This is a genomic window from Leptospira sp. WS58.C1 (genome assembly GCF_040833995.1).
In the GTDB taxonomy this organism is placed as follows: Bacteria; Spirochaetota; Leptospiria; order Leptospirales; family Leptospiraceae; genus Leptospira_B; species Leptospira_B cinconiae.
In genome coordinates this window covers 1635283-1651815 of record NZ_CP162137.1, presented here as the reverse complement: position 1 = coordinate 1651815, position 16533 = coordinate 1635283, and the positions used below count along the sequence as shown (strand labels likewise).

The window sequence follows — 16533 nt, the reverse complement described above, 5'->3', positions numbered from 1 at the left end:
ATCAAACCTCTGGCAGGGTAAAAAAGAATTCGGATCCATGTCCCGGGGAAGACTGGACCCAAATTTTTCCACCGTGATTTTCCACGATCTTTTTACAAATGGACAAACCGATCCCTGTTCCCGGATATTCGGATCTAGTATGTAATTTTTGGAATATAATAAAAATACGATCAAAGTATTTGGAATCCATGCCTATTCCGTTGTCCGAAACCGAAAACACGTTTGCGCCTGGAACATGTTTTACCTTAATATGGATCTCCGGATCCCTATTCGGGGAACGGAATTTGATCCCGTTTGAGATAAGATTGCTGAACAAACGTCTGATCTGATCCTGATCCGCATACACTTCCGGAAACGGACCTTCCAAAACCAGATCCGTATTGGTTTCTTGTATAACCGAAGAAAGATCCTTTCTAACCTCGTCCAGGATCCGGTTCGCATCTCCTTTGGATTTTTTTACGGAATCGGAACCGATCCTGGAGTAACTCAAAAGACTTTCGATCAACCCTTGTTGCCTTTTAGCGGCTTCCACCGATACTTGGATAAATTCTCTCATCTCCGGTTTGATCTCTTCCGAGAATTTTCTCTCCAACAGTTGCAGATAACTAGCGATTGTCCGAAGAGGCTCCTGTAGATCGTGAGAAGCGATATAAGCGAATTGTTCCAGTTCTTTGTTGGTTTTTGCGAGACCTTGTAGCGCTTCTTCCAAAGATCTTCTGGATTCTATTTTTTCAGAAATGTCCCGATTAACCATAATGAGACCCGGGACCAAATAACCTTCCGCATTAATTTTTTTGAAATTACTTTCGATCGTGATCTTTTTACCGGATCTTAAAGTATGGATCAGTTCCCTTTTAGAGGCTCCTAAATTTTCCCAATCCTGCATAGCGGCCTGGTAGTTTTCTTCGGAGATCCAATCTTCCTTAAAAAGAGTAGTATAATGTTTTCCTAAACATTCCCCCGCATCCACTTCGTACATTTTAGCCGCATAATCATTACAATAAGTGACGTTCATATCGCCGTCTAGGGCGATGATCGCATCGTTAACCTGGGAGATGACTTCCAAATTAAACCGGTTTTCTCTCGTGACCCTGACCCTTTCGGAAACATCGGTACCCGAAACCAAAACCGCATCCGTATTCTGAAAACGGATGGGAGAAGAGACGATATCAAGATACATCATGTCGCCGTCTTTTTTTAAATGTCTCATTTCCGGAAAAGAATTAAGACCTTCCTTTAGATTTCGGATCGCTTCGAATAAATGGGGACGATCTTCCTCCGGTCTAAGATCCGCTATCGATTTACCGATAAACTCCTCTTCGGAATATCCGTAGGCAAGTATAGCCGTACGATTCACGGCAAGGATCTGAAGAGAGGATCTATCGAATACGAACATGATCTGGGGATTGTTCTGGAATAAACTCCTGTATTTTTCTTCATTCTGTTTGATCTTCTTCTCGTATTCCATCCTATCCGAAATATCATAAACAATTCCTAATATTTCCTGAATCCGACCGCTTCTTGATAACCGAGGATACATCCTCGTTTCCAGAAGAAGGCCGTTAATTTCAGTATGATAGATACTTTCTTCCCCTTTCAATGCCTGGGAGAATGCTTCTAAAACTTCCGGTTGATTTTGAGCCCTTTCAAAAATGGTCTTTCCAACCACTTCCTTCGGATTGATCTTCAACCTCTCCAAACCCTTTCCATCCGCGAGTATGATCCTTCCTTCCGGAGAGATGGAAAATACGACTACGGGTAAAACTCCTATCAAAGTCTGAAAATCTACAGTACGTTTTTCTAATATATCTTCGGCAATCTTTCGATCCGTTATGTCCAGGGAAACTCCGACCAGCCCTTTCACTTTTCCGTCCTCCCCCATTGCAGGAGAGATCCGTACGGCAAAATGCCTTCCTAAAAAAACGGTCTCCGCACTGATCTCTCTTCCGGAAAGTACAAGTTTTAATGCCTCTGTCTGTTCCAGGCTACGAACGGTACCGTCTTCTTCCCTGATTTCCGCGTTCCATTGATGTTGTACGAAGTTAGTTCCTATGAATGCGCTCGAATCCAGACCAAGCATGTCTAAGGCTTTGCCTGAGGCAAAATTCATAAGCCCGGTTTCATCCGCGGAAAACAATACGATAGGAGAATTGGAAAGGATGTAATCTAATAAGGATTTGTGATTTTCCGGGCTTGAGTCTGAAAAAATAGGAGAAGGTAAACCCATATATAGATCCACCCGGAACAGGAATTCCGGGCAGGGGGTTTTAATTATGGCGAAATATGGATATTTTCAAGCATATTTCGTTTTTTTGTGGAGTCTATGAAATAGGCATCCCATAAGGGATACGTCAGATGATCTCTATCTTCTCAATCACCACAGGCTGGAGAGGACGATCCCCCGGAGCTGTAGGAGTTTCGGAGATACTTTGGACAATATCTTCTCCCTCCGAGACATGTCCGAAAACGGCATGACGATTGTCCAGATAAAGGTTGTCTCTCACGTTGATGAAAAACTGAGAACCTCCGGTATTTGGACCGGCATTGGCCATAGAGATAGTATACTTCTTATTCTTGAGATCCGGATGAAACTCATCTTGGATCTTATACCCCGGTCCACCAGTTCCGGTTCCCTGTGGGCAACCGCCTTGGATCATAAAATTTGCAATAATTCTGTGAAAGACCAAACCATTATAAAAGCCTTTTTGGGCGAGTTGGATGAAATTCCCGGCTGTGATCGGAGCCTTCTCATCTTCCAATAAAACGGAGAATGTCCCCCGATTGGTGGTAAACTTAGCAGTTGCCATAAATATCCTCAAAATCCAGATTCTTAGCGATGTCCGTATAATCAACTAAATAGGTATCCTTATTGGGAGAGAACCTATTCTAGTTGTTTTCAATATAGAATGCTGTTGTTCCGATAATTTAACGGAGGATTTCCAGAATCTACTTTCCGCTAGACGGATCGATTTTTTAGCTTTCTAAAAAGAGAATTTTTATTCTGGAACTTTCCTTAGGAACGAAATGCCATCATCTACAAAATATATTCCCTTCGGACCAAACGGTGCCGTCGCCTTCTGGGCCAAAGCAACTGATAAGATCCAGAACCAGGACGAAATTCGCGCCTGGGCGGACCTAGGGATCAAAACTGTAGTCTGTGTATTCTCGGAAAAAGGTTCTTCTCTCGTTACAGAGTTGGAAGAAGTCCTACATGCGGGAGAGTGGAAACTTTTTGCTTTAGAGATCCCTCCCGGACCGGAAACGAACGAGTCCGTATTTTTCTCCGCGTGGAAATTAATTTCTGCTGCTGGAAAATCCAATATCTTATTTTTGATCCCGGAAGAAGTGGAAGAAAGATGGGAAGTTATACTTTCCAAAATGGTAATTTCTTCCTATCCTCATATCGCCTCAGGAGAGTTAGGCGCATGGTTCCCAAGCTTACAAGGAGAAGCGGAAACTCGATTTTTAGGAGAATTCAAATCCTATGCTACCCGCAAAAAGGCACCCAAAGAGATCCCTGATCCTACAAGAGGGGAATTTTCCATATTTTTAAAGGAACTTCCTTTGGCTATTTCCGGAATCGAACTTGGGGTTTTCAAAAACGGCCATAAGGACTCCAACGGAAAGAAGAAGGTCCCAAAATTCCAAGAAGCGGAGAATTTCCGCACCTTGGAAAGTAAACCGGTTATTTCATTCGACACCGTATTCTCGGATGAAAAACAGGAATCAGGGACAAAATCACCCGTATCGGAAGAGCCGAAAGTTACCGCAGTAACATCAGAAAAAAAGAATATTCCAAAAAAGGAATCCACTCCTACCCCATCTCCTGAGAGTGCGGATCTGGCAACGAGTGCGAAATTCCCTCTTCAATTAAAATTAATGGCAGTTATATCACTGCTCCTCACCGTTACGGTTTCCACCGTCATTTTATACGCGTCCAGTGAATTTAAAAAGAACTACGAGATAAGAGTATTAGAGACCAATTTTTCTTTGGTAAATATTTTAGGGATCAAAGTAAAATCGGATCTTAAGGATATTCGTGACAAAGGTAAAACTCTTACGGAAAAACTTTTGGACCCGAAGGGTCCTGGCGCTTATGCCGATCTTTTCTTTCGGAACGAACCGGATTTTCTTTTGGCCGGGATTTATTCCGCAGAAGGAGACAAACTCAAAAAAAGAACGATATTGTACAACGATTCATATTTAGAAGGGATCTCTTCCAATAGGGAAGAATTGGATGCGGCGGTTTCCCAAAAAGAATCTTATTTTTTAAAAACCATCCAGTCGGGAGGAAGGATAGACAATCTCACTCCTAATTTTAAGGAACCTACGTTTTCCATTTCAGTCTACGATTCGCAGAGTAAGTCGATCCTACTTTATATCATCCGAGCGGAAAGACTTTTAGCCGTATTTCAGAAACAAGATATTAACGTCCCATTCTTAGTCAATGGAGACGGGGACCTGATCGCACATCATGATCTCCAACTTCTTGCCTCTCAGACAAATTGGGCGGACTTGCCTATTTTCGAAACAATGCTTTCTTCCGTAAGAGAGGATAGCCAACAAACAAGGTACGAGGATTCCACCAAGACTAGATATTACGGGTCCTACCAAAAATTAGGTTTTGGCGGAGCCGGAGTGATCGTCTCGGTCCCTGAAGAAAAAGTTTTCGAAATGGTGTACCGGATCCAGACCAAAAACCTTCTTATCATGGCGATCGCACTTTGTATCGCACTTATCATCGTATTCTTCTTAGCGAGAACAATTACCATTCCTGTTTTAAAACTTCTGACCGCTACGGTAGAGATCGCAAAAGGAAATTTCAGGATCGGGATCAAGTCCAGTACAAAGGACGAGATCGGCGTTTTAACCGATTATTTCGTGAGTATGGGAAAAGGTCTGGAAGAAAGGGAGAAGGTAAAAGACGCACTCGGCCGTTTCGTAAACAAAGAGATCGCCGAAATGGTTTTAAACAAGGAACTTACCTTAGGTGGAGAAAGAAAGATGTGTGCGATCTTCTTCTCGGATATACGATCTTTTACCTCCATATCGGAAAAACTACAACCGGAAGAAGTGGTTGAATTTTTAAACGAGTACATGACCGAGATGGTACGTTGTGTGAACGATACACACGGTATTGTGGATAAGTTTATCGGAGATGCGATCATGGCTACTTGGGGAGCCGTCCGTTCCTCCGACCAAGACGCGGAGAATGCAGTGAACGGAGCCCTTCTCATGAGAGCCGCGCTAATCAAGTTCAATGAAGGACGGGGGGGAGATAAAAAGCCGATTATACGGATCGGTTGTGGTATCAATTTCGGACCGGTGATCGCAGGTCAGATCGGTTCCGAGGAAAGATTGGAATATACAGTGATCGGAGATGCAGTGAACCTCGCCTCTCGTGTAGAAGCTTTAAACAAACCTTTCGGTACGGATATTCTGATTACACAAGATCTACTCGATCATGTAAGAGATATTTTTGCGGTCGAAAAAATGCAATCCATCAAGGTGAAGGGAAAGGAAGAACCCCAAACCATTTATGCGGTCCTAGGAAGAAAAGACGATGTGGATCGTCCGAAGGACCTAAGCGAGCTAAGAAAAAAGCTCGGAATAGAATACGAATCCAAGAAAAAAACTAAAACAGGAGATGAGGAAGAGGAATTAAAGTATGAAATACTTGACTGACGGACGTGTCGTCGTCACTGCTTTGATCCTACTACTGCTCTTTTTTTCGGGGCTTTTATATCTTTATGCCAACGCCGGACCTAAAACTGGGACCAATAAAGTCGTTGGCCAACTTAAGACAAAACAACTCAAAATATTAAGAAAACTTGATTCGGAAGTAATCTGGGAGGAATTGGACGAGTCCGATCCGATCCGATACAGGGACACAATCCGCACGGAAGAAGGCTCCGAAGCAGTATTACTTTTTACTGATGGAGAAAATTCCGCAGAGATCCGAATGGACGAAAGAAGTATGATCCTAGTGGAAGATACGGACAAGATCAGTTTTGTGTCCGGTTCACTTTCCGCGACCGGCGGAGGATCGGGCAATTTACAGATTAGTTCCGGTGATACAAAGATCTCCCTCGGAAATTCGGATTTGAAAATTTCCAAGGATGAGAATAAAGGCCTAAACCTAGAAGTAAAAAAAGGAGAAGCCAAAGTGGTCTCCTCTTCCGGAGAGAATACCGTAGGCAAAAATCAATCCGCGGAACTAAAAGACGGAAAAGTAGAAGTCCATTCATTAAATCTGGAAACTGTATCACCTCCCGATAAGACCTACTTTCCTATATCGGGGGAAACTCTCCCCATCAAGTTCGAATGGAAGAATTCTCCAGGTGTTAAAACTTTCAGATTGGAAATCGCCAGAGATTCAGGCTTTAGAACCGGTTTAAAAAAATTGAATACAATCGGAACGAACGCCTTCATCTCTCTTCCGAACGGTTCTTATTATTGGAGAGTTGCGGGAAATAATCCTCAGTCGGGAAAAGACGAATTTAGTTCTTCCAAAAACTTTAAATTAGTTTCTTGGAATAAACCCAAACTGCTCTCACCTAACAATAAGGAAGTATTCTCGTATACGGAAACCGCACCTCCGGTCCGATTCCAATGGAATACTTTCGATTCCCAGACCAAATATAAACTGGAAGTATCTTCGGACGCGAACTTTAAACAAATCGTTTATTCCGGAGATTCTGCCGCAGGTTTTTTGAAATGGGAACCTAGATCGGAAGGACAATTTTTCGCTCGTGTCAAAATGAGTTCCGATAAACAGGGATTCAGCGAAATGAGCTCGGATGCGATCTCCTTCGTTTTACGTAAATCGGAACAGGCAGAACCTCCTAAACTTCTAAAACCTCTGCAAGGAGAAGAGATAGGGATCCGTATATTCAAAGCAGGCTCCTTCTTCAGTTGGAGCTCCAACAAGGAATTCAAATCTTATTCCCTGGAAATAGCCGCCGATTCCGATTTCAAAAATATTCTTTTCTCCAAATCGACTAACACGAATTTTATGAAACCGGATCTGGATTGGAAGGAAGGTATATTCTTCTGGAGAATTAAAGCAAGTTCTAATTCTGAAGGAGAGATTTCTTCTTCGATTGGTAAGTTCACTTTAAAACCTCTAGGTGTTATCAGACTCTCTTTTCCTAAGGATGGATCCGAGTTAGGACATCCGATGGACGGTAAATTACAATTTAGATGGGATAGACCGGATCCAAGCGGAACTTATAAATTAGAAGTTTCTAAAGATCCTAATTTCGTTTCTAGGATATACGAAACCTCCGTGCGATCTGGACAAAATTCAGTGCCCCTTGCGGGTCCGGGGGACTATTATTGGAAAGTTACTCTTCTTTCGCCGGAGGGAGAGGTTTTGACAAGCAGTCCTTCCTCCGGGTTTAGGACCTCGGACTCTGCGCCGTTTGTATCTCCTGTATATCCGCGGGATAGAGATAAGATAGATCTGGATGAGAAAGCAAGTTTGTCATTTTATTGGGAAATCGAAGGCAAATCCGAGGCATACATATTGGAGCTATTAGAGGCGGATCAAAAAACCCTAAAAACCGTATTCAAAAAGGAAATTAAGGGAGAATCCTACGACTATCGAGAGTTGTATAGGTTAAGGGAAGGAAAATACCAGTGGAGATTGAGCGCAAAATACAGGGACAGCTCCGGACAACTCCGTACCACCCTTCCTTTGACCAGGGATTTCGAAGTCATCATGTCCGCCACTTTCAAAGCGCCGGAGATCTTGACTCCTAAGGAATTTTATGTTGAATAAAAGATTCCAAAAATCTAATACGATTGCGGCTCTTTTAGTCGGTTTCCTTTTTTTCTCTCTTTCACTTGGTGCAAAGGAAGAAGGTGTAAAACTGGAATGGAGACCTATTCCGGACGCAGGCGGTTACCAAGTAGAGATCAAAGATTCTCGTGGAAAGATTACCAGAGAAAAAACGAATGCATCTCAGATCCAATTGGAATTACCTCCAGGCGCTTACGAACACAGAATAGGCGTATTAAACAAGTACGGTAGAGTGTCCGTCTTTTCCGCTTGGATCCCTTTCGAAGTTATTCTTTCCCAAAAACCCGAAGTGATCGCCGCAGAAAAAAATAAATTCTTAACCAAGGACATGCCCGAAAGTTTCGAAATCAAGGGAAAACATTTCACTGAAGCTACAAAAGTAATATTAAAAGATTCTAAAGGGAATGAGATCCCCGTTAAGTCCATTGATATTAAAAATTCGGAAACTATGGTAGTTACCATAGATAAGAAAAAGGCTCCGGAAGGTGCAGTTTCCTTACGTTTGGAAAATCCGCGGAATAAATCTACGGAAAAGGAAAATTATTTCTTCGTCGCGGAGACTGAAGACGAATTGGCGGCGTTAGAATCCAAATCCTCTTATTCAGGAGCCTCGGGAACTTTCGATCTCGGGGCAGCGGCACGATCCGCAGTCCTTCCAGGATGGGGACAGTATTACCAAAAAAAATCCACATTTAGGACCGCTATTTTCCCCAGTTTGGTTTTAGTCGCCGGCGGTTACGCTGCAGCAAGAGGAAGTTCTTATATGAGCTCCATTAATGAATTGGATGCCGCAAGACAAAGTAACATTTTATACAACTCCGCATTCTTACAATCAGGGGATCCTGCATTATTCAATTTGGCATTGTACAATTATACACAAATCTCACCGAAATACTCCAGCGCCGTAGGGGAATATAACCAGTTAGGAATCGCGTTAGGAATATTAGGATTTTTTTATATAATCAACGTGGTAGACGCCGGATTTTTCCCGGGACCTAAACAAGTAAAAGTGGAAGGCACCGACGCCCCCGTAACAGTTTCTCCGATCCTAAGGAACGCAATAGAATCGGAGAAAGCGGCTACGTACGCTTCCGGAAATTCTTATCTTCTACAACAGAGAATGGAATTAGGAGTGGAATTCGCATGGTAACTTTGAAGAATTTTCTCCCAAAAGTATATTCGCTTCTTTTGATCGTTTTTACTTTGAATACGATGGGCTGTTATAGCCGTCCTAAAAAATCGGGTCTTTTAGATTTTATGAACATATCTAATTTTGTATCCTATTTAACAGGGACTTCCTTTCCGTTGAACGTACAGGTAAACGGTTTAACCAACTCCGGAACGCTTGTTGTGGAGTTAGCCCTCACAGGAGAACAACTGACGTTCACCGCAGCCGGTTCCGATACGTTTACCGGGGTTTTTGATCCGAATATCGTTTACACTTTAACCATTGTATCACAGCCTGCAACACTTCCCACACAAACCTGCATCATTAGCAATCCTAACCTCAATCTTACTTTTGCGAGCACTACATTCGTCGTAAACTGCGCGGAGAATTGGTATAAGGCCAACGTAAGCGTCACGGGAATAGACAGCACAAACAATACAAATTTACAAATTTATAATAATGGCACGGACCTAAAAACTAGGACCTCCAACGGAACCGTCAGTTTCGATGTCGGAGACGGTCTTCCTTATAATATCACTATAGGTGCGGTTCCTACAGTTCCTTCTACACATACTTGCCAGGTTGTTACCTCCCCTGCAAATGGGACGATCAGTGGAGCGGATGTAAACCTACAGGTTAGCTGTTTGAGTCTGATGAAGACTAGTGTGGCTGCAGGCGGATTTATGCCTTCCACCAAGATGATGACATTTACTTTCTCTGGCCCTGTTACCGGTTGTGTGTTAGATTCAACCGGAGGAGGTCCTCCTTATTCCGCAGGAACGGCTAGCGGAGGCCCTGGTGTGACTTATGTTGGAAATAATGCCAGGATAGCTCCGACCCCTTTACCTTGGTCTTTTGGAGCTCTAACTTTCCCTCTACAAGTGAACTTTACTCTGACAGGTTGTGCGGATGCAGTGGCTGCGGCGAACAATGGGGCCGCACTGTCGGTGACGGTCAGAATGATGGACGGTGATGTTTATTTCGTAAGTGATACGAACGGCGATGATAGCAATAGCTGTGCAGACCCTAGCGATTCATGTAAAACGATACAAACGGGGGTTAATCAATGTTCTGCTTCCAGCGTTTGTTCGGTATTTGTTGAAGGAGGTAATTATATCATTTCCGGTTCCGTTTCTACGATCTCCCTCAACTCAAGTGGAGGCGTTCGACTATTGGGAAGTTTCGACCCGACATTCACTACTCAAAGTTTAGACCTAACACCGAGTAGGATCGTAGATAATCGTACTGTTGCGCAATGCCCAGGAACATTATTAAACTCGAATGAGTGCGCTCCAATCACGATCACAGCGTCCGGGATGGCAGGAGATTCCACCAAAGCCCATGTAATCCAAGGATTTAGTATATTTGCAGATGAAACGAAACCGAATGCTTTCGGTATTCGATTCATCAACGGAGATACGAATAGCTTTGCGTATGTCTTTGGAAATTATATTTCCGGTGGAGAAGGAGGACTCGGAATCGAGAATTCCACAGGAACACGGGGCGGGATTTGCTTTCGTTCGTCTCCATCGAATAATCAAATTGATACAAATGTGATCAAGGGTGGCTTCGGTGCATCGAGTTCTACTGCAGTTTATAGCTTTAATTCCAATGTATACTTACTTCGAAACAGAATCAGCGGGGACAAAGCTTCAAACGATTCCCATTCGGTCTTACTTGTGAATTTTATAGATTCATTAGTAGCAATCATAAATAATACGATGAATTTCCGCCAATATTCGGATGCTTCTGTAACTTCTCAGGCTACTTATGGAATTCGTAATGAGGAGAATACGGCTTTAATTAAGTTCTATATTGCAGGAAACACGATTTATTCCGGAGGTGCTACAGTAGGTTCAAATTATGGAATCTTCATGACTGGAGTGGCTACGAATGCTCAGATGACGAATAATCTCATCCAGGCTCCGGGAAGTAATGGGGTATGTGCACAATTTTCAACCGATCCTAACGTGACCACTGCAATATTTAGAGGAAATAATCTAGATTGTAGCTCAGGCACTCTAGTGCGTTCAGCCAGTATTAATTATAATATGCTCTGCTCCGGAGTATTTACGAATACTGCATTATGTGCGTTGGCCCTTCTCAGCGATAAGTTCATGAACAATGGCCTTTCTACTGTCAGATCGGATCAAAACTTTACGAATGTTCCTAGCTTCAACGGCTATCCGCCCCTCCAAGCGTGGCTAGCATTTAGTCCGGCAAACGGTGGCCCCTGTAATATTGCATTTGGCGGAGTAGAAACCGTTTCATACCTAAATAGCTTCGATGGGGAATATAAATTGGATGCGTTAATTGGCTCCCCCATAACAAGAACAACATCGTCTGGAGGAACCACTCCATCGGGTTCGGCAGGTTATAGCATCGGAGCATTCGAGTTGGATGATTCCGGATGTGCTCCTTTCTAAGCGCGTTTTTCTAATTAATGAGATGAATTTCAGATTTTCGCTATACAAATTAAACTAGCAAGACCGGTATTATTTCCGACTGCTACAATGCGGTCCGTTGATCCTAGATATGTATGGATGATCCTGTCAGTGGTTTGAGTCGAAGTCCAAACACTGCCGAGCCTTTTTAAGGATTCCTTTGTTCCAAATGGGGTTAATGAATAAGGATTGCTCGCAACATATAAAGTGTCTAATTGTATCGCATCAGGCAGGATCCAATCCGAGTGACCTGCAAAAGTTAAACTCTCGCAAAAAACAACTGCTTGTGATTGAGTTATATTCCTGTCCGCAGCTACTACTGCTCCTGCATTACAATTTGAAGAAACGTAATCATATAGTTGAATCGTAGCAGGATTGTAAGCAGTGCAAAGAGTCCATAGGAAATGGTTCTGGGTATCTGTTACCGTTCCATCGTCATTATCGACTAAGGAGGCTGATCCACAGTTATTTCCGCCAGCAGCAGTTATAAAATCTGAAGCACTAGCAACCGGTTGATTCGTTGTAGTCGAATAAGGTACCGGATTCGCAACTGTCTGACCACAATGAAAAGTAGAATTTCCCCCTCCTCCTCCGGCCAATAATAATAGTAAGCCGCTTAGATCTTGGCTTGGCCCACTGCCGCAATTAGTAAAAGAAAGAGAAGAAAATAGTAAAAGCACCGTCAGACGTTTCATAGGATGGAAGATCTTTCTTGTTCTTTTTTTAGTCAAGCAACGAGCGAGACAAAGGAACAAAAATCATAAAATTCGGAATATTCCGTAATGAAAACTAATCACTTTGGATTAGTTCGTTTAACAGTGTCTAATTTAGCTAGCAGGATTTAGATTCTATTCTGGAACACCACGGCATTGGCTGATTAGAGCAGATTCTATTCTTTGGAAGCAAGCCCTTCCCATTCTATTACCTTCAGGCGCAATTCATCTTGTAACTGAGTCAAACGTTCCCCTGATTTTCTGGCCAGCTCAGGGTCCGATGATTGCAAGCGTTGGACGAGCTCCTTCTCTTCCGTTTCCAAAGAGTGGATCTCTTTTTCCAATATTTCCAGTTTTCTTTTATCTTGGTAGCTTAGTCCCTTCTTCTTATTATCTGCTTGTTTTTCATTGGGCTTAGGAACCCCGCTCTTCGCTTCCTTTTCCTCGAATTCCCTATACTCCAAATACTCGGAATAATTTCCGGGGAACCTGTCTATCTTACCTTCTCCTTTAAACACAAATAAGTAATCGGTAACACGGTCCATGAAGTAACGATCGTGAGAAACTACGAGCACGACACCGGGAAAATCATCCAGGAATTCTTCGAGCACTGAGAGTGTGGGAATGTCCAGATCGTTTGTAGGTTCGTCCAAAACCAAGAAGTTCGGATTTTTCATAAGAAGTAGAATGAGATATAACCTTTTCTTTTCACCGCCTGACAGTCTTTCTATCTTGGTTTGTTGTAATTGAGGAGGAAACAAAAACCTTTCCAAAAACTGGGACGCTGTCCAAGAAGTCCCATCATTCATTTTGATCGTCGGCGCGATCTCTTCCTTTACGTATTCCAATACCTTTTTGGACCCTGGGAGTTCTTTGCTAAGTTGATCGAAATATCCGAAACTTGTATTCACACCCGTTGCCACATCTCCGGAGTCAACCTTCTCTCTCCCGGTGATCAAATTTAGAAGTGTCGTTTTCCCGGCACCGTTAGGGCCTACAACTCCGATCCTTTCCTTACTCTTAAATACGTAGGAAAATCCAGAGATCAGTTCCATGTTTGTGTAAGATTTTTTAATATTCTTTAATTCTAATATTTTTCCACCAAGCCTTCTACCGGAAACGGAAATATCCAGGACGATATCCTTACCTGCCTTTTTTCTTTCCAGAACTTCGATAACACGGTCCGTTCTTGCCTTTTGTTTCGTCCCTCTTGCTTTAGGCTGACGCTTAAGCCATTCCAGCTCCGTTCTAAGAAAGGATTTTCGTTTTGCTTCTTCCTTTTCTTCTATCGCCTGTATCTCTACTTTTTTTTCCAAATAAAGATCGTAATTTCCCGGATAGATCCTGAAGTTCCCTCTATCAATTTCTAAGATACGATTTGCGATCTCTTCCAGAAAGTATCTGTCGTGTGTAACGAGCAAAACCGCTTTATCCGTATTTTTTAAAAATTCTTGGAGCCAAAGAATCGCGTCTATATCCAGGTGGTTGGTTGGCTCGTCTAACACTAAAAAATTGGACTCATCCGTTAAGGCCTGTGCAAGTGACACTTTTTTGGCCATTCCCCCGGAAAGTTCTCCCATCCTTCGGGATAGATCCGGTATATTCAGTTCTCTTAATATATTTTTGAGTTTGGATTCCAATTCCCAAGCTTGCTTAGAATCCATTTCTTCCATTGCAAGATGGTATTCTTTTTCGGCTTCCTCTCCGCCTTTTTCCAATTCGATACAAGCTTTTTCATACCTTCTTACCGTATCCAAAAGTATCCCGGAACCCGAAAGTATATGTTCTAATACCGTTTTATTCGGATCGAATTCCGGGAATTGGGATAAGAATGAAATTTTAAGTTCTCTATTGCGGACAACTTTACCTGTGTCCGGTTCTTCCATTCCGAGTAAGATCCTAAGTAGAGTGGATTTTCCGGATCCGTTGATCCCAAGCAATCCTGTTTTTTCTCCCTCATCTATCCCAAAGCTTAGGTTTTGAAAAAGCTGTTTTTCGCCGATGGATTTTCCGACCTTATCTACGGAGATTAGATTCATCGCTTCCAGCCTTTTTGAATCCGGCTTAGAAGCAATTCTTTTAAGAGCCTGCCCCGGGCGTTTAACTCGAGACAGCACACGTTTAGAAAAACAAAATTTCGGAACGGATTATAAAGATCTATTTAGGAATAGGAAGTTCTATTTTGAATCTGGTGCCTACTTCTACGGTTTCAAGTCCCCATTTTGCCTTCAGCTTCTCCAATAACATTCCGACTAATTGTAGCCCCAATCCTTCGGAATTCCTGACATCCACCGTTTTAGGTAATCCCACACCGTTATCTCCTATAGAAATGGAAAGCCCGTTTTCTTTTTTGGAAATAGAGATGAATATTTCCCCTTTTTGCTCACCGGGAAAAGCATACTTTAAGGAATTTGAAACTAGTTCGTTAAAAACCAATGCGAGCGGGATCGCAAAATCCAAATTTAAACGTATATCCTGAGATTCTATCGAATAACCCACTTTTTTGTTCGCACCGTAAGACTGAACGAGCGCCACAAGTAAATTGTTCAGATACTCGGTGAAGTCCGCATCAGCAATCGTATCGTTTTGGTAAAGTTCCTTGTGTACCAAAGCCATGGACTGGATCCTTCTTTCACATTCTTTCAGAATAGAAACCAGTTTTGGATCATCCGTAAAATCAGTTTGTAAACTTAACAAACTGGAAACCACTTGCAGATTATTTTTGACCCTATGATGAATCTCCTTTAACATCACTTCTTTTTCGTCCAAAGATTTCCGTAACGTTTCTTCGTATTGGTATCGATCCGTTACATCCCTAATGATCTGAGTAGCCCCTATCATATTATGACTTTCATCCCGGATAGAACTATAATTGATCTCGAGTACTACGGAGTCCTTAATCAGTCCGGAAATCTTTCTCTCTAATTTAAAAACTTCACCGGTAAGCGCCCTACTCCAGTTCTGGATAATCCTTTCTTTTTCTTCCGCATTATCTATAGCGATATCCCAGATCCGTTGGCCGACAGTAACCCTTTTTCCATACAGTTTCCAGACCATAAGTTCAAATGCGGTATTACAGGAGATAACTCTTAAATCCATATCCACCGCACATATCGAGTCTTTCACACCTTCAATGATCGCTTGGAGTCTATCGTTCGTTTGTAATATCTTTTTTCTCAGTTCACTTAACTCATGTTCGGCCTTTTTTCTTTCCGTGATGTCTCGGACGATCACCTGCATTAATTTTTGCCCTCTTTGCTCGAAAGCAACACCGGAAACTTCAACAGAGATCTCTGTTCCGTCTTTTCGAATAAATTTTTCCTCGATAGGTTCGAGAGGTTCGGACTTGAGCATTGCTCTCAGCACTCTTTCGGCAACGATTTGCCTCGAATCAGGATGTACGAATTCTATAATCGGCTTTCCTTCCACCTCTTCCACAGTATCGTATCCGAGCATTTTTAGCCCGGTTTGGTTTATATATATTACTTTTCCGTCCGCATGTAAACCTATTGCGTCGGGAGAAACTTCCACTAGTTTTCTGTATTTTTCCTCACTTGCAAGTAGGGCGGTTTCCCAAACGGTCCTAAGAGTCACGTCTTTTACGAATATTACGACTTCTTTAATTGCTCCTTCCTTGGACAATGGAGCGAACGAAACTTCCAATTCCGAATTGGGTTGTACTGGAAATAATTTGGAAAAATGCCATTTAACCTTCGCACCGGAAAATGCCTTATTCAATTGTGCCTGGAAAATTTCCCGATGTGTTTCCGAGATCAACGAAAGTATCTTGGAATCTTGGGCCAATTCGATCCCAAATTGTTTTCTGACCTCGGACCTGCCGGAAGAATTCACATATTGTATCTTTCCCGCTTGGTTAACTCTAATGACCCATTCTTCCGTACTATCCAAAAGAATGCCGATATAAGAAAGTTGGTCTTGTAGAATTATTTCACTTTTTCGTAATGGAGTTAAGTCTTGGATGGAACCGTAGATCTCGGTTACCCTTTTTTTGATCGGATCCCAAATAGGATGTGCGTGGTCCCGAAGCCAACGGATCGCACCGTCCGGACCGTACACTCGATATTCATCCGTACGAGAAGCTCCGGATAATAATGATCTTATTCTTTGTCTGATCAGTTCCAGATCGTCGGGATGAAAATATTTGGGATCTGCTGCTGCCCAGGGGCTATTTAAGTCGTCGATGGTTATCCCGCAGAATTTCAAAAAACCGTCGTTTGCCCAGCTTAATATTAGATTTCCGTTATCTAATACGTCTACCCGGTAAAGATAATCGTTAAACACCTCGGGTGCAAGCGCGCGGATCTCTTTATCAATTTTTTTTCGAAGATTCCGATTTTGAAACCATTTTAGAAGTTTGGCAAAAGCCATCGCAACTCCGAATAA

General features: G+C 42.6%; 9 protein-coding genes. 4 read left to right on the top strand and 5 right to left on the bottom strand.

The features are described from left to right. Position 1: 1 nt before the first annotated feature. Positions 2-2227 carry a PAS domain S-box protein gene (locus AB3N61_RS07405; RefSeq protein WP_020768244.1) on the bottom strand — a complete coding sequence of 742 codons (2226 nt, stop codon included), beginning with the start codon at positions 2225-2227 and terminating at the stop codon, positions 2-4. Between the two features lie 124 nt (positions 2228-2351). Beyond that, positions 2352-2807 carry a peptidylprolyl isomerase gene (locus AB3N61_RS07400; RefSeq protein WP_020768317.1) on the bottom strand — a complete coding sequence of 152 codons (456 nt, stop codon included), beginning with the start codon at positions 2805-2807 and terminating at the stop codon, positions 2352-2354. 217 nt (positions 2808-3024) lie between these two features. Here AB3N61_RS07400 and AB3N61_RS07395 point away from each other — a divergent pair, with 217 nt between their 5' ends. From AB3N61_RS07395 to AB3N61_RS07380, 4 genes are read left to right on the top strand one after another with little or no spacing between them, the layout of a single operon-like run. Continuing rightward, positions 3025-5685: an adenylate/guanylate cyclase domain-containing protein gene (locus tag AB3N61_RS07395; protein ID WP_367898931.1), complete on the top strand. Its 2661-nt coding sequence runs from the start codon at positions 3025-3027 to the stop codon at positions 5683-5685. Next, positions 5669-7783, top strand: a complete 2115-nt coding sequence (locus AB3N61_RS07390; protein WP_367898930.1) for a FecR domain-containing protein — start codon at positions 5669-5671, stop codon at positions 7781-7783. The genes AB3N61_RS07395 and AB3N61_RS07390 overlap by 17 nt, the downstream gene beginning before the upstream one ends. Beyond that, positions 7773-8954 (top strand): LIC11435 family protein, encoded by a 1182-nt coding sequence (locus AB3N61_RS07385; RefSeq protein ID WP_367898929.1) that lies wholly within the window; start codon positions 7773-7775, stop codon positions 8952-8954. The genes AB3N61_RS07390 and AB3N61_RS07385 overlap by 11 nt, the downstream gene beginning before the upstream one ends. Then, on the top strand, positions 8948-11398 hold the full coding sequence (locus tag AB3N61_RS07380) for a hypothetical protein (RefSeq protein WP_367898928.1): 2451 nt from the start codon (positions 8948-8950) through the stop codon (positions 11396-11398). Before AB3N61_RS07385 ends, AB3N61_RS07380 begins: the two co-directional genes overlap by 7 nt. A gap of 29 nt (positions 11399-11427) precedes the next feature. Here the strand turns inward: AB3N61_RS07380 and AB3N61_RS07375 are convergent, their stop codons facing one another. The 3 genes from AB3N61_RS07375 to AB3N61_RS07365 form a co-directional block, all read right to left on the bottom strand. Then, positions 11428-12111 carry a DUF1566 domain-containing protein gene (locus AB3N61_RS07375; RefSeq protein ID WP_367898927.1) on the bottom strand — a complete coding sequence of 228 codons (684 nt, stop codon included), beginning with the start codon at positions 12109-12111 and terminating at the stop codon, positions 11428-11430. A 194-nt stretch (positions 12112-12305) separates the two neighbouring features. Further along, positions 12306-14168, bottom strand: coding sequence for an ABC-F family ATP-binding cassette domain-containing protein (locus AB3N61_RS07370; RefSeq protein ID WP_367898926.1), 1863 nt, complete (start codon positions 14166-14168; stop codon positions 12306-12308). Positions 14169-14286: 118 nt separating this feature from the next. Continuing rightward, positions 14287-16518, bottom strand: coding sequence for a PAS domain S-box protein (locus AB3N61_RS07365; RefSeq protein ID WP_367898925.1), 2232 nt, complete (start codon positions 16516-16518; stop codon positions 14287-14289). Positions 16519-16533: the final 15 nt, after the last annotated feature.

What these genes read in the sequence shown, in the direction of transcription:
- AB3N61_RS07405 (WP_020768244.1), bottom strand. Translation starts at nt 2,227, where the DNA reads ATGGGTTTACCTTCTCCTATTTTTTCAGACTCAAGCCCGGAAAATCAC.
- AB3N61_RS07400 (WP_020768317.1), bottom strand. Translation starts at nt 2,807, where the DNA reads ATGGCAACTGCTAAGTTTACCACCAATCGGGGGACATTCTCCGTTTTA.
- AB3N61_RS07395 (WP_367898931.1), top strand. Translation starts at nt 3,025, where the DNA reads ATGCCATCATCTACAAAATATATTCCCTTCGGACCAAACGGTGCCGTC.
- AB3N61_RS07390 (WP_367898930.1), top strand. Translation starts at nt 5,669, where the DNA reads ATGAAATACTTGACTGACGGACGTGTCGTCGTCACTGCTTTGATCCTA.
- AB3N61_RS07385 (WP_367898929.1), top strand. Translation starts at nt 7,773, where the DNA reads ATGTTGAATAAAAGATTCCAAAAATCTAATACGATTGCGGCTCTTTTA.
- AB3N61_RS07380 (WP_367898928.1), top strand. Translation starts at nt 8,948, where the DNA reads ATGGTAACTTTGAAGAATTTTCTCCCAAAAGTATATTCGCTTCTTTTG.
- AB3N61_RS07375 (WP_367898927.1), bottom strand. Translation starts at nt 12,111, where the DNA reads ATGAAACGTCTGACGGTGCTTTTACTATTTTCTTCTCTTTCTTTTACT.
- AB3N61_RS07370 (WP_367898926.1), bottom strand. Translation starts at nt 14,168, where the DNA reads ATGAATCTAATCTCCGTAGATAAGGTCGGAAAATCCATCGGCGAAAAA.
- AB3N61_RS07365 (WP_367898925.1), bottom strand. Translation starts at nt 16,518, where the DNA reads ATGGCTTTTGCCAAACTTCTAAAATGGTTTCAAAATCGGAATCTTCGA.